Consider the following 21,255-nt stretch of genomic DNA (forward strand, 5'->3'; position numbering starts at 1 on the left):
TGTGCACAAACCTGTGCACTCGCGACGTTGCAAAGGTACTACCTTTCGGGCACCATGCTCGGCAGCACGTGACCCCCCTCACAACGGAGCCCACTGATGGAAAACCTCGAGCCGGCGTACAGCACGACCGTCCTCCTCCTCATCGCCGCCGCGGCCGTCGCGCTGCTGCTCTTCCTCGTCATGAAGGTGCGCCTCCACGCGTTCCTCGCGCTGGTCCTGGTCAGCCTGCTGACGGCGGTCGCCGCCGGCATCCCGCTGGCGATGGTCCCCACCGCCATGCTCACCGGCTTCGGCTCGACGCTCGGCTCGGTGGCCCTGCTCGTGGGCTTCGGCGTCATGCTGGGCCGGCTGCTGGAGGTTACCGGCGGCGCCCAGGTGCTGGCCGACAGCCTCATCAACCGCTTCGGCGAGCAGCGGGCTCCCTTCGCCCTCGGCGTCGCGGCACTGCTCTTCGGCTTCCCGATCTTCTTCGACGCCGGACTGGTCGTCTTCCTGCCGATCATCCTGACCGTCGCCCGCCGCTTCGGCGGCTCGGTGCTCTTCTACGCCCTGCCCGCCGCCGGTGCCTTCGCGGCCATGCACGCGCTGGTGCCGCCGCACCCGGGCCCGGTCGCGGCCGGTACGGCGCTCGGTGGCGACATCGGCGTGATCCTGCTCGTCGGCCTCCCCGTGGCGGTCATCTCCTGGTACGTCGGCGTCTACCTCGTGTCGCGCGTGCTCGGCAAGCGCTTCGACATCCCCGTCTCCGACATGATCTTCGGCGAGCTCGACGGCGGCGACGACCGCCCGGACGTCGCTCCCCCGGGCTTCGGCACCGTGCTCGGCCTGCTCCTCGTGCCGCTGGTGCTCATCTCCTTCAACACCGTCCTCACCACGCTGGTCGCGGGCGGCACCCTCGAGGAGGGCCAGGCCTGGGTCGAGGCCCTTCAGCTGCTCGGCAACACCCCGGTCGCCCTGCTCATCACCCTGCTCCTGGCCATCGCGGTGCTCGGTCGCCGCGTCGGCTCGATGGCCCGGACCACGGAGGTCCTGGACCAGGCCCTCGCCCCGATCTGCTCGATCATCCTCATCACCGGCGCGGGTGGCATGTTCGGCGGCGTGCTGCGCATCAGCGGCATCGGCGACGCCCTCACCTCGTCGCTGTCCGGCCTCGGGCTGCCGCTGCTGCTCCAGGCCTTCCTCATCGCGACCGCGCTGCGGGTCGCCCAGGGCTCCGCCACCGTCGCCCTGACCACCACGGCCGGGCTGATCGCGTCGCAGGCGTCCGGGTACGACGACCTCCACATCGCGCTGCTGGTCGTGGCGATCGCCGCCGGTGCCACGGTGCTCTCGCACGTCAACGACTCGGGCTTCTGGTTGGTGAGCCGCTTCTTCGGGATGGACGAGAAGACCACACTGAAGACGTGGACGGTCATGGAGACCACCCTGGGTGTCAGCGCGTTCGCGCTCGCCGTGATCCTGTGGCCGGTCGCGGGACTGGTATGAGGCCGGCCCCAGAGCTCGGCAGCGCGTCAGCGGGGATGGCCGAGGTCGGAGACGACCTCGGCGCAGATCGCCGTCATGGCGTGGCGGGCGACCTCGGGCTCCCCGCCGGCGACGGCCTCCGCGACGACCTGGTGCAGCCGACGGGCCTCGGGCTTGGGCTCGGGAGGCATGAGGTGGTGGTCCGTGCGGCCGCGCAGGACCTCCTCGACGACGTCGCAGAGCCCGGAGAACATCACGTTGCCCGAGGCGCGCAGCAGCAGCCGGTGGAAGGCGACGTCCTGCTCGAGGAACGTGCGGAGGTCGCCGGCGGACCCGGAGGTCTCCATCTGCTCGGCGATGCGCACGATCTCGGCGCGCTGGGCGTCGTCGGCGTGCCGGGCGGCCAGGGCGGCGGAGGCCGGCTCGACGGCGGCCCGCAGCTCGCCGAGCTGGTGCAGGTGTCGGACCCGGTCCTCGCCCTCCAGCCGCCAGCGGATGACGGCCGGGTCGTAGTCGTCCCACTCCTCGCGGGGCAGGATCCGGATCCCGGTGCGACGCCGGCTCTCCACGAGGCCCATCGAGACGAGGACCTGCACGACCTCGCGGGCCACGGTGCGCGAGACGCCGTAGGCCTCCCCGAGGGAGTCCAGGGTGAGGACGGTCCCCTCGGCCAGGTCGCCGCGGACGATGCGCGGTCCGACCTCGGCCAGGACGGTGCTGTGGGCGGTCGACACGAGCAGCACCCTAGCCGCGAGCCGGTGGCCACCGACGGCGCGCAGCCGCGCCACGTGGTGGTCATGGGCGTCTCGGGCACGGGCAAGACGACGGTGGCCGCCGAGCTCGCCGACCGCTTCGACTGGACCTTCGTCGAGGGCGACAGCCTGCACCCGCCGGCCAACATCGAGAAGATGTCGGCCGGCATCCCCCTCGACGACGACGACCGGCGCCCCTGGCTGCAGGCGCTGGCGTCGCTCCAGGCCTTCCACCACGCGGACGGGATCTCCACGGTGCTGACGTGCTCGGCCCTCAAGCGGGCCTACCGCGACGTGCTGCGCGGCGGCGTACCGGACGGCTCCGTCCACTTCGTCCACCTCGACGCCCCGTTCGAGGTGCTGCGGGAGCGGATGGAGGCCCGCGAGCACTTCATGCCCCCGTCCCTGCTCCAGTCGCAGTTCGACACCCTCGAGCCGCTCGGCGCCGACGAGCAGGGCACCGTCGTCGATGTCTCGCTGCCGCTCGACGACGTGGTCCGCGCGGCGGTGGCCGCACTGCGCGACGCGTAGACACGCGGACACAACCCCGTCCGGCGGCCGTCGTCACGCGGGGCGCGGCGGGCGCCCGGGGACCAAGGTCCGCGTGTCTACGTCCCGCCGTGCGTCCGCCAGTCGGCCTCAGAGCCGGTGCATCGCCGCCGTGGCGAGCACCAGCTCGCCCGCCTCGTCCGAGGCGTCGCAGTCCACCACTGCGTCGATGACCCAGTCGTGGTCGCCCGCGGGGTCGTGGATCGTCTGGCGTACGTCGCGCAGCCGGGCCGTGGTGCCCTCCTCGGCGCCGAGGGGCTCACCCGAGCGCTCCTCGCCGATGTCGAGCAGGTCGGGACCCCGGGCGTCGCCGTCGACCACCACGGAGTCGTGGTCGGCGTAGTAGGTCTCGATCGCCTCGTCCCACACCGAGCGACCCATCACCACCTGCCGCGGCGGGTCGAGCCGGTCCGCGGCCGCCCGCTCGAGGCGCAGCAGCCCGTCCAGGTCGTCGCGGGAGACCAGGTCCACCCGCGCCCACATGGCGTTGCGGATCATCACCGTGAAGGGACGGGCCTGCCTGCTGATCGGCCGCGGCGGGGGCGGGGGCTCGTGGGCGGCGATGCGGCCGGGCACGTGCTCGGGGTCGGCGAGCGCCTCCCACTCGTCGAGCAGCGAGGAGTCGGTCTGGCGGATCGTCTCCCCCAGCCACTCGACGAGGTCCTCGAGCTCGGGGGTGCGGTGCACGTCGGGGACGGTCTGCCGCAGCGTCCGGTAGGCGTCGGTGAGGTAGCGCAGCACCAGCCCCTCGGAGCGGGCGAGCTGGTAGCGGCCGACGAAGTCGGTGAACCCCATCCCCTGCTCCCACATCTCGCGCACGACCGCCTTGGGACCGAGCGCGTCCTCGGGCAGCCACGGGTGCCGCTGGCGATAGGTCTCGTAGAGCGCGCCGAGCAGCTCGGCCAGGGGCTGCGGCCAGGTGATCTGGTCGAGCAGCGCCATCCGCTCGTCGTACTCGAGCCCGTCGGCCTTCATCTCCCCCACGGCCTCGCCCCGGGCGGTGAACTGCTGGGCCATCAGGATCTGGCGCGGCGCCTCCAGGACCGACTCGATGACCGAGACGATGTCGAGGGTGTAGCCGTCCGACTCCGGGTCGAGGACGTCGAGGGCGGCCAGCGCGAAGTGCGCCAGCGGCTGGTTGAGCGCGAAGTCCGCCGGGAGGTCGACCGTCAGCACGTAGCGCCGGCCGTGCTGGTCGACCTCGTCGAGTCGGGTGATCACGCCGGAGCGCACGAGGGACCGGCCGAGCCGCAGCGCCCGACGGGACAGCCGCAGCTGCTGGCGGCGGTCCTCGTGGTTGTCGGTGAGCAGCCGCCGCATCACCGCGAAGGCGTCCTCCTCGCGGGTGGCGACGTTGATGAGCATCGCGTTGTCGACCCGCATCCGCGACACCAGCTGCTCGGGGACGCCGGCGACGAGCTTGTCGTAGGTCTGCTCGGTCCACACCACCGTGCCCTCGGGCGGCTTCTTGAGCTGGGCCTTGGACTTGCGCTTGGCGTTGGCCCCGGGTGCGGCGTTCTTGGCCTCGGCCTTCTTCTTGGCGCGCTCGTTGTCGATGACGTGCTCGGGCGCCTGTACGACGACGTACCCGGCCGTGTCGTAGCCGGCCCGGCCCGCCCGTCCGGCGATCTGCTGGAACTCCCGGGTCCGCAGCACCCGCTGCCGGTTGCCGTCGAACTTCGCGAGGCCGGTGAAGAGCACGGTGCGGATCGGCACGTTGATGCCGACGCCGAGGGTGTCGGTGCCGCAGATGACGGTCAGCAGGCCGGACTGCGCGAGCTGCTCGACCAGCCGGCGGTACTTGGGCAGCATCCCCGCGTGGTGGACCCCGATGCCGTTGCGCACCAGCTTGGACAGGGTCTTGCCGAAGCCTGCCCCGAAGCGGAAGGCACCGATGCGGTCCGCGATCGCCTCCTTGTCGACCTTGACCTTGGTCCCCTTGAGCAGCGACGTGGCGTGCTCCACGGCCGCGGCCTGGGTGAAGTGCACGACGTAGACGGGCGCCTGCCCGGTCTCGACGAGCTCCTTGAGCGTCTCGTCGAGGTGCTCCATGGACCACGAGAAGTGCAGCGGCACGGGGCGCTCGGCGTCCGCGACGACCGCGACCTCCCTGCCCGTACGACGGGTGAGGTCCTCGACGAAGAAGGAGACGTCGCCGAGGGTCGCCGACATCAGCAGGAACTGGGCGTCGAGGAGCTCGAGCAGCGGCACCTGCCACGCCCAGCCGCGGTCCGGCTCGGCGTAGAAGTGGAACTCGTCCATCACGACGAGGCCGACGTCGGCGGAGCGTCCCTCCCGCAGCGCGATGTTGGCCAGGATCTCGGCGGTGCAGCAGATGATCGGCGCGTCGGCGTTGACCGCCGCGTCCCCGGTGAGCATCCCGACGTTGTCGGCGCCGAAGACCTCGCACAGCGCGAAGAACTTCTCGCTCACCAGCGCCTTGATCGGTGCGGTGTAGAAGCTGACCTTGTCCTGGGCCAGCGCGGCGACGTGGGCCCCGAGGGCGACCAGCGACTTCCCGGACCCGGTCGGCGTGGCCAGGATGACGTGGTTGCCGCCGAGCAGCTCGATGACCGCCTCGTCCTGGTGCGGGTAGAGCTCGAGCCCCTGCTCGGTCACCCAGCCGGTGAACGCGTCGTACACGCCGTCGGGGTCGGTCGTGGACCCGAGGCGCTCGTCGAGCCGCGTCACTCTCGGGCCCGGGGGTGTGCGGTCGCAAAGACCTCGCGCAGGTTGTCCACGGTCACCAGTGTGTACACCTGCGTGGTGGTGACCGACGCGTGCCCCAGCAGCTCCTGCACGACGCGCACGTCCGCACCCCCGTCGAGCAGGTGCGTGGCGAAGGAGTGGCGCAGCGTGTGCGGCGAGACGTCGCGGGTGACACCGGCGGCGTCGGCGGCCTTGACCAGCACCGCCCACGCGCTCTGGCGCGAGAGCCGCCCGCCCCGTGAGTTGAGGAACAGCGCCCCTCCGGGGGTCCTGGCCGCGACCAGGTCGGGACGGGCCCGCGTGAGGTAGGCATCGACCGCCTCCAGCGCGTAGCCACCGATCGGCACCAGCCGCTCCTTGGAGCCCTTGCCCCGCAGCAGCACGGTGGCGTCGACGGTGTCGAGGTCGTCGACATCGAGGCCCACGGCCTCCGAGATCCGCGCGCCGGTCCCGTAGAGCACCTCCAGCAGCGCCCGGTCGCGCAGCGCGAGCGGGGTCCCGGCCGCGCCCGAGGCCTCCAGGATCGCCTCGACGTCCGAGAGCGGCAGCGCCTTGGGCAGCCGCTTGGCCGGCGTGGGCGGCTTGACGGCGCTGGCCGGGTCGACGGTGGCCAGCCCGTCGCTCACGGCGAACTTGTGGAAGCCGCGCACCGCCACCACGGTGCGCGCCGCCGACGTCGAGCTGAGCGGCGCGTGGTCGGCGTCGCCCTCCCGCAGCCGGACCAGGAAGCCCGACACCGTCGCCTCGCTGATCTCCTCGAGGCTGCCGATGCCCTGCTCCTCGAGGTGCGCGGCGTACCGGCGCAGGTCACGGCGGTACGACGACAGGGTGTTGGCGGCCAGCCCGCGCTCCACCGAGAGGTGGTCGAGGTAGGTCCGGATGGCCCGGGTCAGGCCTCCCGGGCCGTCGGGACTCGGTGCGTTCAGGGCAGCACCGACTCCGGGTCCACCGCGTCGATGCCCACGCCCTGGCCGACCGGCACGTTGGTGAGCGTGCCGGCGTGGGTGTTGAGGCCCTTGAGCAGGCTCGCGTCGTCCCGGCAGGCCTGCGCCCAGCCCTTGTCGGCCAGCGCTACGGCGTACGGCATGGTCGCGTTGGTCAGGGCGTACGTCGAGGTGTTGGGGACGGCGCCCGGCATGTTGGCCACGCAGTAGAAGACCGAGTCGTGGACCATGTACGTCGGGTCGGCGTGCGTGGTCGCGCGGGTGTCCTCGAAGCACCCGCCCTGGTCGACCGCGATGTCGACGAGCACCGAGCCGGGCTTCATCTGCGAGACCAGCTCGTTGCTCACCAGCTTGGGCGCGGCCGCACCCGGGATGAGGACGGCGCCGATGACCATGTCGGCCTCCATGACCTGCTGGCGGATGGCCAGGGCCGAGGACGCGAGGCCGTGGACCCGGTTGTTGTAGCGCCAGAACGACATCCGCAGCTTGTCGAGGTCGGTGTCGAGCAGGGTGACGTCCGCGCCCATGCCGAGGGCGATGTTGGCGGCGTTCTGGCCCGAGACGCCCGCCCCGATGATGACGACCTTGGCGTTGGCGACGCCGCCCACGCCGCCCATCAGGACCCCGCGGCCGCCCTGGGCGCGCATCAGCGAGTGGGCGCCCACCTGGGGAGCCAGGCAGCCGGCGACCTCGGACATCGGGTAGAGCAGCGGCAGCCCGCCCGAGGGCAGCTGGACCGTCTCGTAGGCGATCGCGGTGGTCCCGCGCGCGAGGAGCTCCTCGGTGAGCGGCTTGTCGGCGGCGAGGTGGAGGTAGGTGAAGAGGGTCAGGTCCTCGCGGAGGCGGTGGTACTCCTCGGCGACCGGCTCCTTGACCTTGAGGACCATCTCGGCGGTGCCCCACACGTCGTCGGCGGCGTCGAGCATGGTGGCCCCGGCCGCGACGTACTCCTCGTCGGGGATGTTCGACCCGACGCCGGCACCGGCCTCGACGAACACCTCGTGGCCGTGCTCGACCAGCTCGTGGGCCCCCACGGGGGTGAGCGCCACCCGGTACTCGTGGTTCTTGACTTCCTTCGGTACGCCGACCTTCACGATCTCTCCTCGACCAGGACGTTCATTCGGTGATGCGGGTCACAACGCGTGACAGCAGGCCGACGATATCGTCCGCCGTGCTCACGGCGCGTCGAGCCCCCCGCGCCGCTGCAGGACGTCGTAGGCCAGCACCGCCTGCACGAGCGGCCCCTGCCGGACACGGCCGTCCAGCACGGCGTCCAGGAGCTCGGGCATCGGGACCCAGAGGACCTCCATCTCGGCCTCCTCGGCGTGCATCTCGAAGTCACCGCGCGAGGCCGCCGACAGGCCGCGGGCCAGGAAGATCTCGTGCACCTCCTCGGTGATCCCGGCGCTGGCGTACGTCGACAGCAGGCGCTGCCAGGACGTGGCCGCCAGCTCCGCCTCCTCGCGCAGCTCCCGCTTCGCCGTCTCGACGGGCGGCTCGTCGCCGGCGTCCCGCAGGCCGGCCGGCAGCTCGATGAAGTCCTGGCGGTTGGTGTGGCGGTACTGCCTCAGGCACAGCACCCGCTCCTCGTCGTCGACGGCGAGCACCACGACGGCACCGGGGTGCTCGAGGGAGATGCGGCGGAACCGGTCCTCCGGGTGACCGGGCCGAGCCACCACGTCCTCGCGCAGGGCCACGATCCAGTCGTCGCGGTGCAGGTCGCGAGACTCGTGCACGGGCCACTCGGCCGGCCGGTCGGCGAGACCCCGGTCGTGCGCGCCGTGCGGCGGGGGCGGGGACTGAGGGTCCTCGGTGGTCATGTGACCGACGCTATACGGTCGGGCGCATGACCCTCCTGAGCCTGACCCGCGACGAGGCCGCGAGCCGATCCTCGCTGATCTCCGTCGAGCGCTACGACATCGACGTCGACATGACCGGCCTGCTGGAGGGAGAGCGCTTCGCCTCCACCAGCACGGTGGCGTTCACCTGTTCGTCGCCCGGTTCGTCGACCTTCGTCGACATCGCCGCCGACGTCCTGTCCGCGAGCCTCAACGGCGTCGACCTCGACGTGGCCACCGCAGCCGACGGCCGCCTCCCGCTGGCCGACCTGGCCGAGCACAACGTCCTCGTGGTCGAGGTCGAGACGACCAACACGGCCGCCGGCGAGGGCATCCTGCGCACCGTCGACCCGACCGACAAGCTCGTCTACGTCTGGACCAGCCTGGAGACCGACGAGGCGCGGCGGCTGTGGGCCTGCTTCGACCAGCCCGACCTGAAGGCACCGCACCGCTTCACCGTCCACGCGCCCGCCAGCTGGACCGTCACCTCCAACTCCGCGCCCGACTCCGTCGACGACGCCGAGGCCGGCGACGTCCGCGTGTGGCACTTCCCCGACACTCCCCCGCTGTCCACGTACGTCGTGGTGGTCAACGCGGGTCCCTTCCACGAGGTCCGCCGGCAGCACGACGGCTACGACCTGGGCTTCTACTGCCGCCAGTCGCTGCGCCCGCACCTCGAGCGCGACCTGGAGGAGCTGGTGACCCTGACCCGCCAGGGCCTCGCGTTCTTCGGCGACAAGTTCGGCGTGCCGTTCCCGCAGGAGCGCTACGACCAGGTCTTCGTGCCCAACCTCGGCGGCGCGATGGAGAACTGGGGCTGCGTCACCTACGGCGACGCACAGCTCTTCCGCACCCCGCCGACCCACCAGCAGCGACAGGTGCGGGCCGAGTTCGTCTTCCACGAGATGGCGCACATGTGGTTCGGCGACCTGGTGACGATGCGGTGGTGGGACGACCTGTGGCTCAACGAGGCCTTCGCGTCGTGGGCGGCCAACTGGGGCCTGGCCAACGCCAGCGAGTTCACCGAGATCTGGTCCAGCTTCCTCGCGCTCTTCAAGCGCACCGCCTACGAGATGGACATGGGCCCGGCCGCGCACCCGATCCGCGGCGAGGTCGCGGACGTCTCGGAGGCGATGGCCAACTTCGACGCCATCACCTACGTCAAGGGCCAGGGCGTGCTGCACCAGCTCGCCGCCTTCATCGGCGAGGACGCCTTCGTCGCGGGGCTGCAGGCCTACTTCGCGCGCCACTCGTGGGGCAACACGGTGCTCTCCGACCTGATGGGCGCCTTCGGCGAGGCCGCCGGCCGCGACCTGGGCGACTGGACCCGGGCCTGGCTGGACCGGGCCGGCACCGACGTCCTCAGCCTGCAGGACGGCGTCCTCACCGCAACCTCCCCCGACGCCGAGCCGCCGCGGCCGCACCGCGTCGACATCGCGTCGTACGCCGTGGTGGACGGTGCGCTGCAGGGCACCGGCACCACCCCGGTCCAGCTGACCACCGCCAGTGCGGACGTCGACCTCCCCCGCGGTGACCTGCGGCTGGTCAACGCCGGCGACCTCACCTTCGCGGCCGTGCGCCCCGACGAGCAGTCGCAGCGCCTGATGTTCGAGCACGTCGCCGACCTTCCTGACCCGCTCTCACGGGCCCTGGTGGTCGGTACGGCGTCGCAGCTGCTGCTCCTCGGCGAGCTGGCGCCGCGCGTCGCGGCCGGCGCGATGACCCGCGGCCTGGCCGCGGAGACCAGCCCGGCCCTCGTGGAGGCCTTCCTGGCCATGGGCATGCAGTTCGCGGACCGCTGGGCTCCCCGCGACGAGGCGCCCGGGCTGCTGGCCGACTTCGCCGACGCGGCCATGGCCCTCGCGGACTCCGACCTGCACCGCCAGCCGGCGCTGCGGGCCCTGGCCGGCTCGGCGTCCACCGACGAGCACTGGAAGGTCCTCGACGAGGCCGCTGCGGCCTCCGCCGACAACGACCTCGCGTGGCGGATCGCCGTGCGCCGCGCCGAGCTCGGCGACTACGACGCCGACGCGGTGCAGCGCCTCCTCGACTCCGACCCCGACCCCGACGCCCCGACCCGTCGGCTCAACGTGCTGGCCGCCCGGCCGGACGTGGAGTCCAAGCAGCAGGTCTGGGACGCCTTCTTCGTCGACTACAGCGTCCCGGCGAGTCGCGAGACGCTGGTGCTGGGTGCCACGTTCTGGCGCCCCGGCCAGGCCGAGCTGCTGGCGCCCTTCGCCATGCGCTACCTGGAGGAGCTGCGCACGCTCAAGGGCGGGCTGCTCAACCAGGGACTGGTCATCCGCGCCATGTACCCGCTCGGCGTCGGCGACGAGGAGTTCCTGGCCGCCGCCCGGATCGCGGCCGCCGACGAGTCGCTGAGCGCCTACGCCCGCAACCAGCTCGCGTCCAACACCTTCGTGCAGGCGCGGATCCTGCAGGCCCGGCAGCTCTGAGGGACCGCCTCCGAGGGAGGCCCCGCGAGGGGGCCCCGCCCCGACTACGGGGCGGGGACCTCCTCGTCGGTGTCGATGCGGCGCAGCTCCTCGTCGATCGGGAAGCGCAGCTCGCGCTGCCGCTCGATCGCCGCGCCGACCAGGCCGGCGAAGAGCGGGTGCGGGCGCGTCGGGCGCGAGCGCAGCTCGGGGTGCGCCTGGGTGGCCACGTAGTAGGGGTGCACGTCGGCGGGCAGCTCCACGAACTCGACGAGGCCGTTGTCCGGGTTGGTGCCGGAGAAGACCAGGCCGGCCTCCTCGAGCTGTGCGCGGTAGGCGTCGTTGAACTCGTAGCGGTGCCGGTGCCGCTCCTCGACCCGGTCCGCGCCGTACGCCGCCCGCACCAGGCTGCCGGGCGTCAGCACCGCCGGCTGCAGGCCCAGGCGCATGGTGCCGCCCAGATCGCCGGCGCCCTCGACGTACTGCTTCTGCTCCTCGATCGTCGAGATGACCGGCGCGGGGGTGTCGGGCTCGAACTCGGTCGAGCCGGCGCCCTCGATGCCGGCGACGTTGCGCGCGTACTCGATGACCATGCACTGCAGGCCCAGGCACAGCCCGAGCGTGGGGATGCCGTTGGTCCGGGCGTAGGTGAGCGCCCCGAGCTTGCCCTCGAGGCCACGGATGCCGAAGCCGCCTGGAACGCAGACCGCGTCCACGTCGTGCAGGTGCTTGTGCGCACCCTCGTGGGTCTCGCACTCGTCGGAGGCGATCCAGCGGATGTTGACCTTGGCCTCGTGGGCGAAGCCGCCGGCACGCAGTGCCTCACCGACGGACAGGTAGGCGTCGGGCAGGTCGATGTACTTGCCGACCAGGGCGACGGTCACCTCCTCCTGCGGGTGGTGCACGCGACGCAGCAGGTCGTCCCACGCGGTCCAGTCGACGTCGCGGAACGGCAGGTCGAGGCGGCGCACGACGTAGGCGTCGAGGCCCTCGCGGTGCAGCACCTTGGGGATGTCGTAGATCGACGGCGCGTCGGCGGCGGTCACCACGGCCTCGTCGTCCACGTCGCACATCAGCGCGATCTTGCGCTTGATGCTCTCCGGCAGCTCGCGGTCCGCGCGGCAGACGATGGCGTCGGGCTGGATGCCGATGGAGCGCAGGGCCGCGACCGAGTGCTGGGTCGGCTTGGTCTTGAGCTCGCCGGAGGGGCCGATGTAGGGCACCAGGGACACGTGGATGAAGAAGCAGTTCTCCCGGCCGATCTCGTGCCGCGTCTGGCGCGCGGCCTCGAGGAAGGGCAGCGACTCGATGTCGCCGACGGTGCCGCCCACCTCGGTGATGACGACGTCGATCTCGTCGCCCCCCATGGCGAGGATGCGGTCCTTGATCTCGTTGGTGATGTGCGGGATCACCTGGACGGTGTCGCCGAGGTAGTCGCCGCGGCGCTCCTTGGCGATGACCGTGGAGTAGACCTGCCCCGTCGTCACGTTGGCGATCTGGTTGAGGTTGGTGTCGAGGAATCGCTCGTAGTGACCGATGTCCAGGTCGGTCTCGGCGCCGTCGTCGGTCACGAAGACCTCACCGTGCTGGAAGGGGTTCATCGTCCCCGGATCCACGTTGAGGTAGGGGTCGAGCTTCTGCATCGTCACGCGCAGACCGCGCGCCTTCAGCAGCGCTCCCAGGCTGGAGGCGGTGAGCCCCTTGCCGAGCGAGGAGGCGACGCCTCCGGTCACGAATACGTGCTTGGTCGGCGTCCGGTTCTTCACGGGGTTCTAGCCTACCCGAGCGGGACCGGGCCGTCGGCACCGGACACACCGAAGGCGCCACCGGGCGTGGCGAGGGCCCGGGCCAGGGCCAGCACCGAGGTGACCTTGCCGGCGCTCGTCTCGACCCCGTCGACGGTCGCCACCTGGGCCGACACCGGCTCGGCGCGCAGCCGCCCGAGCTGTCCCTCGCCCCCGTCGGCGGTGTCGCCGACGACCACGACGCCCGCGGCGGCACGGTCCAGACCGGTCACGAGGCCCGCCAGGATCGCGTCGCCGCCCTCGGCGGCCGGCTCGTCGCCCAGGACGACCAGCACGAGGGGTGCGCGACGCTCGACCTCGGCCGGCGCGGCCACCAGGTCGGCGCCGACCAGGCTCTCCAGGATCGCCCGCGACTTGCCGTTGGTGGACTCCCCCTCCGCCGTGGGGGTGGCGACCGCCAGGCCCAGGAGCTGACCGATCCGGTCGTACGTCGTCGCGTCGGCAGCGACCGCGTCCTTCTGCTGGGTCATCAGCTGGCTGCCGAGGGTGTCGACCAGCGTCTTCTGGTCGGGACCGACCATGGTCTCGGTGAGGTCGTAGCGGGCCGAGACCGCTCCCCCGGCGGCACTCACCTGGTCGGCGAGCGCGGTGACCACCTGCTCGTCCGCGCCGGGCACGGTCACCACGGCGACGGCGCGGTCGGTCAGCTTGCCGGCGACGAGCGTCGGCGCGACGGCGCCGGCGAAGCTGTCGGCGTACGCCGCCTCGGGCGCCGCCTCGGTCGGCGCGCTCACCTCGGCGGGCGCGGCGTCCGTGACGTCGGAGAGGAGCCCGCCGCCGAGGACGATCCCGACGGCGAGGGCCACGAAGACGGCGACGAGGGTGGTCAGGTGCTGGCGGAACGTCATCAACGGAAGAGTCCTTGCAGGGTGTCGATCAGGTCGGTGGTGGTGGGACCGGCGGCGGTCACGAGGGCGTCGGCCCACTCCTGGCCGACCGGCGTCACGCCGATCGCGGCGCCGAGGGCCACCAGGCCGGCCACGGCGAGCGCGAGCAGGTGCCGCGGCCTCACGGCGCCGTCGTACAGACGCGGCACGGCGGCGGCGTCGACGAGCCGGGGCCCCACCTTGAGGCGGGTCAGGTAGGTGCTGGCGAGGCCGGTACGGCGCCGGTCGAGGAACTCGTCCAGGGTCGCGTGCATGCCCACGCCCACGATGAGGCTGGCCCGGCCGGTGTCGGCGAGGACCAGCGCGGCGTCCTCGGTGGTGGCGCCGGTCTCGAAGCGCAACGGCCGGATGCCCGAGCGGTCCAACCGCTCGGTGGCCGCCCGCGTAGCACCCCGCTCGACGAGGGCGACGACGTCGGTGGCGCGACGGAGCACCTCCAGGGAGGGCAGGTCGGCGGCGGCGGCGCTGGCCACGACGATGTCGGGCTGGTGACCGGCGTCGCGCAGCGCGTCGGCGCCGAGGTCGACTCCGATCAGGATCGGCTTCTGCTCCTTGATGAAGGCCTTGATCCCGGCGAGCTCGGCCTCCCAGTCGTGGCCGCGCACGACCACGACGACCGGACGGTCCGCCATCTCGGTGGCGGTGCGCGGGACCCCGCGGCCGTGCAGCAGGAGGTCCTGCTCGCGCCGGAGGAACTCGGTGCTGTTGTGGGTGAAGCTCTCCAGCTGGGCGCGCAGGCCCAGCCGGGCGGACTCCATCTCCGACTCGACGAGGTCGAGGTCGACCTCGCGCCCGGCGGCCACCTGCCGCTCGTCGACGTGCAGTGCCCCCTCGTGGAGCCGGACCTGGGAGCCGTCCTTGACGGCGCTCAGCGCGTCGGGACCACACGTGTCGACCACGACGACGCCGGCCGCGGCCAGCACCTGGGGCCCGAGGTTGGGATAGCGCCCGGAGATCATCGGCGAGACGTTGAAGACCGCGCCGACGCCGGCGTCGACGAGGGCCTGCGCCGTCGAGCGGTCCATGTCCTGGTGGTCGACCACGGCGATGTCGCCGGGCCGCACCCGCGACAGCAGGTGGACGGTACGACGGTCGACGCGGGCGGTGCCGGACAGGCCCGGCAGGGCGGGGGCGGAGCGTTGCCGCGTGGTGATCCTCATGACCGACTCATGGTGTCAGCCGGGAGGGACCCCTCGCGGGACGCCGGACGCGGCGTGTCAGGCCGGCCGGGTGAGCCCCGTCACCGGCACGATCCGCGCCTCAGGCGCCGGCGCGGGCGGGCGCCGCGCTCTCGAGCAGCTCGCGCGCGTGCGCCCGGGCAGCGTCGGACTCCTCGACCCCGGCGAGCATCCGGGACAGCTCCTGCTCGCGGGCCGCGTCGTCCAGCACGACGAGCCCCGACGTCGTCACCGTCCCGTCGCTCTGCTTGTGCACCACCACGTGCCGGTCGGCGTACGCCGCGACCTGCGGGAGGTGGGTGACCACGAGCACCTGGGCCCGCTTGGCGAGCACCGCCAGCCGTCGGCCGATCTCGATGGCCGCCTTGCCCCCGACTCCGGCGTCGACCTCGTCGAAGACGAACGTGGGCACCGGGTTGGACCCGGCAAGGCTCACCTCCAGCGCGAGCATCACCCGGGACAGCTCACCGCCGGAGGCACCCTTGTGGAGGGGGCGCGGATCGGCCCCCGTGTTGGCGGCCAGCAGGAACTCGACCTCGTCGAGCCCGCTCGCCGTCGCCCGCAGCCAGCGGTCCCCCACCTGCAGCGCACCCGAGGTGAGGCGCTCGGGCTCAGGCACCTCGTGCTGGGTGACGGCGACGGTGACGACGGCGTGCGGCATCGCCAGCTGGGTGAGCTCGGCGCTCACCTGCGTGCCGAGCGAGGCGGCTCCCGCCGTCCGGGCGGCCGACAGGTCGGCCCCCGTGCGGGCCAGCTCGCCGCGCAGGCGCTCCTGCTCGGCCCGCAGGGTCGCGATCCGGCCGTCGGCGTCGTCGAGGTCGAGGAGCCGCAGCGAGCCCTCCTGGGCCCAGGCCAGCACGTCCTCCACCGTCTCGCCGTACTTGCGCATCAAGGCGGTGATCGCCGCCCTGCGCTCGCTGACCGCCGCCAGGCGCGCGGGGTCGACGTCGAGCCGGGAGGCGTACGACGCCACGTCGGCCGCCACGTCGGACAGCAGGTAGGTCAGCTCGGCCAACCGGTCGGCCAGCTCCCCCGCCTCGGGGTCGTGGTCGCGGACGCCCTCGAGGAGGGTGCGCGCCGTGGCGGTGGTGGCCAGCGCGTCAGGGGCGTCCTCGTCGCTGGACAGCGCCTCGCGCGCCTGCTCTGCCGCGGTGCGCAGGGTGTCGGCGTAGCCCAGCCGCGACTCCTCGGCAGCCAGGGCGGTGTCCTCCCCGGGCTCCGGGGAGACCGCCTCGATCTCCCCGAGGCCAAAGCGGAGCCGGTCGGCCTCGAGGGCGCGCTCACGGGCATGGGTGACGACGTCGTCGAGGTCGCGCTCGACGGCGACCAGCTCGGCGTGCAGGCGCTGCCACCGGGCCAGGAGCGGGTCGACCCGGTCCGCGGCGAAGCGATCGAGGGCGTCGCGCTGGGCGCCCGCCCGCAGCAGCCGGTGCTGGTCGGACTGACCGTGCACGGCGACGAGCGGCTCGGTGACCTCGGCCATCCGGGACACGGGCACCGACGCGCCTCCGACCCAGGCGCGGGAGCGTCCCTCCGCGGCGATGTTGCGCGCGACGACGACCCGACCGTCCTCGGTGTCGCCCCCGAGCTCGTCGACGGCGGCGAGGAAGCCCGGCAGCGTGCTCGCGTCGACCACGCCCTCCACCCGGGCGTGCGGGGAGCCCGAGCGCACGGCGCCGGTGTCGGCGCGGCCTCCCAGCAGCAGCGCGAGCGCCGTAACGACCATCGTCTTGCCCGCACCGGTCTCCCCGGTGATGACGGTCAGCCCGGGACCGAGCTCCAGGGTCGAGGACTCGATCACCCCGAGCGAGCTGATGCGGATCTCCTCAAACATCGACGCTGCCCTCCTCGAGGGGGATCCCGTCGCGCCGGCGACGCTCGGCCGCACCGCGCCACCCCTCGACCGGCAGGTCGAACTTCGCGACCAGGCGATCGGTGAAGGGAGCCTGGTGCAGCCGCACGAGGCGGACCGCACGCTTGCCGCGCCGGACCTCGATGCGCGCCCCCGGCGGGAGGTCCACGGGTCGTCGTCCGTCGCACCACAGCACGCCGGCGCCGTCGGTCGTGCCCACCAGCTCGACCGCCAGGACGCTCGTGGGTGAGACCACCATCGGCCGCGCGAAGAGCGCGTGGGCGCTGATCGGCACCATGAGCAGGGCCTCGACGCCGGGCCACACGATGGGTCCTCCAGCGCTGAAGTTGTAGGCCGTGGAGCCGGTCGGGGTCGCGCACACGACCCCGTCGCAGCCCCAACGGGACAGGGGGCGGCCGTCGACCTCGACGACCACCTCGAGCATGCGCTCCCGGGAGGCCTTCTCCACACTGGCCTCGTTGAGCGCGAAGGTCTGGGCGACCAGCTGGTTGTCGCGGTAGACGCTGACGTCGATCGTCAGGCGCTCCTCGGTCGCGTAGCGCCGGGCCACGATCGCGTCGATGGTGGACTCCACGTCGTCCTGCTCGGCCTCGGCCAGGAAGCCGACGTGGCCCAGGTTGACGCCGAGCAGCGGGGTGCCGCTCGTGTGCGTCATCTCGGCCGCGCGCAGGATGGAGCCGTCACCGCCGATCACCAGGGCCAGCTCGCAGCCCTCCCCGGCCTCCTGGGCGGCGTCGACGCGCTCGACGGCCGGCTCACAGCACCCCGGGGGCAGGTCGAGGTCGGCGGCCTCCTCGGCCAGCAGCCGGACCACGATGCCGTGGGCGGTCAGGGCAGCGATGCACGCACGGGCCACCTCCCGGGCCTCCTGCCGGCCCGTGTGGGCCAGCACCAGCACCCGGCGTACGTCGTCCGTGGTCGGCGCGGGGGCGGTGGTCTCGGTCATTCGTCCACCCTCTCACCCGGCACCCCCAGCGAGCCGGAGCGCTGCACCTCCGCAGCGATCTCGTCGCCGCCGATGGCCGCCGGGCCCTGGCGCAGCAGGAGGAAGAACTCGACGTTGCCGGAGGGTCCCGGCAGCGGGCTCGTGGTGACCGCGACGGCCCCCCAGCCCCGGCGCGCCGAGGCCTCGGCGATCGTCGTCACCGCCTCGGCACGCAGTGCCAGGTCCCGCACCACACCGCCCTTGCCGACCCGGTCCTTACCGACCTCGAACTGCGGCTTGACCATCAGTGCCAGCTCTCCCTGCGGCGAGGTGACCGCGATGAGCGGGTCGAGGACGAGCTCGAGGGAGATGAACGACAGGTCGCCTACCACGAGGTCGACGGGCTCGCCGACGAGGTCGAGGGTCAGCTCGCGGATGTTGGTGCGGTCGTGCACGACCACCCGGTCGTCGCTCTGCAGCGACCACGCGAGCTGGCCGTAGCCCACGTCGACCGCCACCACCTCCCGCGCGCCGTGTCGCAGCAGGACGTCGGTGAAGCCTCCCGTGGAGGCACCGGCGTCGAGGCACCGCTTGCCCGCGACGTCCACCCCGTGCGCAGCGAACGCCGCCAGCGCCCCGGCGAGCTTGTGCCCACCTCGGGAGACATACTCGGGTCGGTCGGGATCCTCGCGTACGACGATCGCGACGTCGGTCGTGATCCCGGTGGCCGGCTTGGTGGCCACCACACCGCTCACCTTGACCCGTCCCGCGGCGATCAGGTCGCTGGCGTGCTCACGCGAACGGGCGAGACCACGACGGACGAGCTCGGCGTCGAGCCGGAGCCGGCGGGGAGGCATTGCCCTCAGCCCGAGGGCGCGTCGAGCGCACGCCGGAGTCGCTCGTGGGCCTGCTCGAACACCGCGACGTGTTCGGCGACCGGGAGGTCCGCCAGGCCGTCGAGCGAGGCGAGCACCGCGTCGACCTCGGCCACGCCGGTGGTGCCGTCCGTGCCGTCCGTGCCGGGCTCGTCCGTGTGCTGCTGGTTCATGCCGCGCACGCTACCGGTGCTCCCCCGGGCCGGGGACCTCCGGCACCGACACACCATCGACCGACGCCGCCTCCCCGGTCTCGTCGAGGTGCGTCCACCCGGCGACGGCCACCGCACGCCAGAAGTCCGACGCCGCGCCGTCGCCGTCGACCTGCAGCCGCCCGTCGAGGACCCGGGCCGTCCACCCGCCGAGCTCGACGGTGCCGTCCGCCGCCTCCGGGACCCGGTGGGGCTCGAAGAGGCCCTCCAGATCGGCGGAGACGTACGTCGGTCGCTCCCCCGGGCCGGCCGCCACCAGCTCGGCGAGGTGCGTCACCCCGGTCATCACCAGCAGCGAGTCGACCTCCACCGCGTGCGCGCCCTCGATGTCGGTGTCCAGCCGGTCACCGACCATCAGCGGCCGTTGCCCACCCACCCGGCGTACCGTCTCGTCCAGGAGCGGGCGCGAGGGCTTGCCCGCGACGACCGGCTCGATGCCCGCGAACTCGGAGATCGCGCGGACCAGCATCCCGTGTCCCGGCGCCTGGCCGTAGTCGGTGGGGATGGTCATGTCGGTGTTGCTCGCGACGTACGGGAGGCCGCCCTTGACCAGGGTCGCAGCCCGCATGATGTCCTTCCACAGGACGTCCGGTCCGTAGCCGCTGACCACCACGACGGTGTCGTCGTCCGGCTCGGACTGGGCCACCAGGTCCTCGGCCTCGAGCGCCGCCTCGAGCCCCGCCCCACCCAGCAGCAGCACGTGCGCGCCTGCCCCGAAGCGCTCGCGGACCACCCGCGCGGCCGCCTGCGCCGAGGTGACCACGTCGGTCGGCTGTGCCTCGATGCCGAGCCTGTCCAGGTTGGCGGCGACCTTCTCGGGGGTGCGGCTGGCGTTGTTGGTCACGAAGGCCAGGTGGACCCCGGCCTCGCGCACCCGACGCAACCGGTCCGGCACGCCGTCGATGGCAGCCCCGCTCACGTAGACCACACCGTCCAGGTCGAACATGGCCAGGTCGTACGACTCCAGCAGCGAGCCGTCACAGGACTTCAGCACTCTCACCCTCCCGCGGACCGGGTGCTCCCGGCCCCTACGATGCTTCGATGGACTTCGACGCCACAGTGGTCACGCCGCCGTACGTCGCGAAGCCGCTCCGACTTTCTGCCTTCAGGGCGATGATGCTGTCGCCCGCACGCATCGGCGACCCGGCGTCTGCCCGCGCCTTCGCGCGACCCTATCGCTCGGTCGCCGGCAGGCTGCAGGAGTGGGAGCGCCGCGGACACGTCGTCACGGATGATGACCCGGCGCTGTACCTGCACGAGTACACCGCGGGCGGGCTCACCGTCCGTGGGCTCGTCGGGGCGCTGGACCTGTCGCGCCGCGCGACCCGCCTCGACGACCGGGCCATCTGGCCCCACGAGGGCATCCATCCCGTCCAGGTGGACGAGCTCGCGGACCGGATGCTCGAGATGGAGATGAACCCCGCTCCCATCCTGCTCGTGCACGACGGCCCGGCGGCCGTGCGGGCCTTCGTCCGCCGCCTGGTCACCACACCGCCGCACCGCGAGTACACCGACCGCGCCGGTCAGCACCAGAGACTGTGGCGCATCGATGCACCCGAGGACGTCGAGATGCTCAACGACGCGCTCGCCCCGAGCTCCGCCCTCATCGCCGACGGTCACCACCGGTACGCCGCCTACCTCCGGCTCCAGCAGGAGCGCCCCGGGACCGCCTGGGACAGCGGCCTCGCGATGCTCGTCGACCAGGGCGACACCGGCCTGTTCCTGGGCGCGATCCACCGGACGTTGCGGGGTGTCGCCCTCGACGACCTCCTCTCGGCCGCACGGGCTGCGGGCGGGTCGGTGCGGACGGTGCACGCCGGTACGGCGCTCGGCGCGCTCGCCCCGGGCAGGCTGACCGTCACCGATGGCGACGAGTGGGCCGTCATCGAGGTCCCGGAGCGAGGGCTGCTGCCGGTGGAGTGGTTGCACCTCGACCTGGTGCCGACGCTCCCCGCGTCGCAGGTGGCCTACCACCACAGCGTCGAGGAGGCGCTGCTCCTCGCGGAGGCCCGCACGAGTGCGGTGCTGCTGCCGGCGCCCGACTTCGCCGACGTGGTCCGCGTCATCAACCGTGGCCGACTGTTGCCGGAGAAGGCGACCTCCTTCCAGCCCAAGCCGAGCCTCGGCGTGCTCATGCGGTCGTTGAACGTCGCACCCGTCGAGCAGAGCTGACCTCCACCTCGACCCGGGAGGCGCTCCCGGTGGCGGTGCGGAAGAAGCGTCTGCGGATCGCACCCTCGACCTCGACGACCTCTCCCCGCTGCCACGCCAGGACCGAGCGGCGCACCCGCGCCACCGACGTGGAGCACTCGAGGGCGTCGACCCGTTGGGACGACGGATGCGTCTCGGGACGTCCGACGACCACCCGGAACGAACACAGCCTGTCCCCGCTGGGAAGCACGACCTCCTCCGGCGGCGCCGACAGGCGCCCCACCAGCCGGACGACGTTGACGTCGTCCTCACGGACCGCACCGGACCCGCTCGTTGCACGTTTCGACATGCACATCACCTCCAGCACTCAGCCTGGAGCAACCCACCGACGACGCGAAGGTGTGGCGCCGCGCCCTGTGCACGACACCGCGCACACGCACGCTTGTGGACGCGAAGTGGCCCGCGGGCCGCGACACCGCGCAACGGACCGGCAGAGCTGACAGGGTGGCGAAATGGGAAAGAGGGGCCGCCTGGTGGCGGCCCCTCTCCCAATGTATGTCCGGCGGCGTCCTACTCTCCCACAACCTCTCGGTTGCAGTACCATCGGCGCTGAAAGGCTTAACTTCCGGGTTCGGTATGGGACAGATCGGAAGAGCGT

The 21,255-nt window shown here is 72.6% G+C and carries 18 protein-coding genes and 1 rRNA gene; 4 read left to right on the forward strand and 15 right to left on the reverse strand.

Going from position 1 to position 21,255, the window contains the following annotated elements; translation table 11 throughout:
• Positions 1–96: 96 nt before the first annotated feature.
• Positions 97–1,485 (forward strand): GntP family permease, encoded by a 1,389-nt coding sequence (locus ASG94_RS18580; protein WP_056927955.1) that lies wholly within the window; start codon positions 97–99, stop codon positions 1,483–1,485.
• 26 nt (positions 1,486–1,511) lie between these two features.
• Here the strand turns inward: ASG94_RS18580 and ASG94_RS18585 are convergent, their stop codons facing one another.
• Entirely contained in the window at positions 1,512–2,198 is a 687-nt protein-coding gene (locus ASG94_RS18585) for a FadR/GntR family transcriptional regulator (RefSeq protein WP_056928000.1), read from the reverse strand.
• Between the two features lie 24 nt (positions 2,199–2,222).
• Between ASG94_RS18585 and ASG94_RS18590 the strand changes: the two genes are divergently transcribed.
• A complete protein-coding gene (locus ASG94_RS18590) occupies positions 2,223–2,747 on the forward strand; it encodes a gluconokinase (RefSeq protein ID WP_235537327.1) in 525 nt (174 codons plus the stop codon).
• 108 nt (positions 2,748–2,855) lie between these two features.
• Here the strand turns inward: ASG94_RS18590 and ASG94_RS18595 are convergent, their stop codons facing one another.
• From ASG94_RS18595 to ASG94_RS18610, 4 genes are all read right to left on the reverse strand, one after another.
• Entirely contained in the window at positions 2,856–5,456 is a 2,601-nt protein-coding gene (locus tag ASG94_RS18595) for a DEAD/DEAH box helicase (RefSeq protein WP_056927956.1), read from the reverse strand.
• On the reverse strand, positions 5,453–6,355 hold the full coding sequence (gene xerD / locus ASG94_RS18600; RefSeq protein ID WP_200958196.1) for a site-specific tyrosine recombinase XerD: 903 nt from the start codon (positions 6,353–6,355) through the stop codon (positions 5,453–5,455). The genes ASG94_RS18595 and xerD overlap by 4 nt, the downstream gene beginning before the upstream one ends.
• A gap of 41 nt (positions 6,356–6,396) precedes the next feature.
• On the reverse strand, positions 6,397–7,512 hold the full coding sequence (gene ald, locus ASG94_RS18605) for an alanine dehydrogenase (RefSeq protein ID WP_056927957.1): 1,116 nt from the start codon (positions 7,510–7,512) through the stop codon (positions 6,397–6,399).
• 81 nt (positions 7,513–7,593) lie between these two features.
• Positions 7,594–8,238 (reverse strand): NUDIX domain-containing protein, encoded by a 645-nt coding sequence (locus ASG94_RS18610; protein ID WP_056927958.1) that lies wholly within the window; start codon positions 8,236–8,238, stop codon positions 7,594–7,596.
• 26 nt (positions 8,239–8,264) lie between these two features.
• Here ASG94_RS18610 and pepN point away from each other — a divergent pair, with 26 nt between their 5' ends.
• Positions 8,265–10,712, forward strand: coding sequence for an aminopeptidase N (gene pepN / locus ASG94_RS18615; RefSeq protein ID WP_056927959.1), 2,448 nt, complete (start codon positions 8,265–8,267; stop codon positions 10,710–10,712).
• Positions 10,713–10,756: 44 nt separating this feature from the next.
• On the opposite strand, the gene ASG94_RS18620 is transcribed toward pepN, so the two are convergent.
• From ASG94_RS18620 to ASG94_RS18655, 8 genes are all read right to left on the reverse strand, one after another.
• The gene (locus tag ASG94_RS18620; protein ID WP_056927960.1) at positions 10,757–12,457 is read right to left on the reverse strand and encodes a CTP synthase; all 1,701 of its coding nucleotides are present in this window, start codon (positions 12,455–12,457) and stop codon (positions 10,757–10,759) included.
• An 11-nt stretch (positions 12,458–12,468) separates the two neighbouring features.
• Complete coding sequence (locus ASG94_RS18625; RefSeq protein ID WP_056927961.1) at positions 12,469–13,344, reverse strand: copper transporter; 876 nt, start codon at positions 13,342–13,344, stop codon at positions 12,469–12,471.
• Complete coding sequence (steA, locus tag ASG94_RS18630) at positions 13,344–14,543, reverse strand: putative cytokinetic ring protein SteA (protein ID WP_056927962.1); 1,200 nt, start codon at positions 14,541–14,543, stop codon at positions 13,344–13,346. Before steA ends, ASG94_RS18625 begins: the two co-directional genes overlap by 1 nt.
• A 100-nt stretch (positions 14,544–14,643) precedes the next feature.
• Positions 14,644–16,395 (reverse strand): DNA repair protein RecN, encoded by a 1,752-nt coding sequence (gene recN / locus ASG94_RS18635; protein WP_056927963.1) that lies wholly within the window; start codon positions 16,393–16,395, stop codon positions 14,644–14,646.
• Complete coding sequence (locus ASG94_RS18640) at positions 16,388–17,380, reverse strand: NAD kinase (RefSeq protein WP_056927964.1); 993 nt, start codon at positions 17,378–17,380, stop codon at positions 16,388–16,390. The genes recN and ASG94_RS18640 overlap by 8 nt, the downstream gene beginning before the upstream one ends.
• Entirely contained in the window at positions 17,377–18,216 is an 840-nt protein-coding gene (locus tag ASG94_RS18645) for a TlyA family RNA methyltransferase (protein ID WP_056927965.1), read from the reverse strand. The genes ASG94_RS18640 and ASG94_RS18645 overlap by 4 nt, the downstream gene beginning before the upstream one ends.
• Before the next feature lie 5 nt (positions 18,217–18,221).
• Positions 18,222–18,407 (reverse strand): hypothetical protein, encoded by a 186-nt coding sequence (locus ASG94_RS18650; RefSeq protein WP_156411700.1) that lies wholly within the window; start codon positions 18,405–18,407, stop codon positions 18,222–18,224.
• Between the two features lie 10 nt (positions 18,408–18,417).
• Positions 18,418–19,440 carry an HAD-IIA family hydrolase gene (locus ASG94_RS18655; protein WP_056927967.1) on the reverse strand — a complete coding sequence of 341 codons (1,023 nt, stop codon included), beginning with the start codon at positions 19,438–19,440 and terminating at the stop codon, positions 18,418–18,420.
• A gap of 47 nt (positions 19,441–19,487) precedes the next feature.
• Here ASG94_RS18655 and ASG94_RS18660 point away from each other — a divergent pair, with 47 nt between their 5' ends.
• Positions 19,488–20,618: a DUF1015 family protein gene (locus tag ASG94_RS18660; protein ID WP_056927968.1), complete on the forward strand. Its 1,131-nt coding sequence runs from the start codon at positions 19,488–19,490 to the stop codon at positions 20,616–20,618.
• Here the strand turns inward: ASG94_RS18660 and ASG94_RS18665 are convergent.
• Together ASG94_RS18665 and rrf are read right to left on the reverse strand one after the other, a co-directional pair.
• Positions 20,578–20,946 (reverse strand): single-stranded DNA-binding protein, encoded by a 369-nt coding sequence (locus tag ASG94_RS18665; RefSeq protein ID WP_056928003.1) that lies wholly within the window; start codon positions 20,944–20,946, stop codon positions 20,578–20,580. The genes ASG94_RS18660 and ASG94_RS18665 overlap by 41 nt on opposite strands.
• A 208-nt stretch (positions 20,947–21,154) precedes the next feature.
• Positions 21,155–21,255 (reverse strand): 5S ribosomal RNA (gene rrf, locus ASG94_RS18670); the annotation flags it as partial.

Source organism: Nocardioides sp. Soil805 (assembly GCF_001429625.1).
GTDB lineage: Bacteria > Actinomycetota > Actinomycetes > Propionibacteriales > Nocardioidaceae > Nocardioides.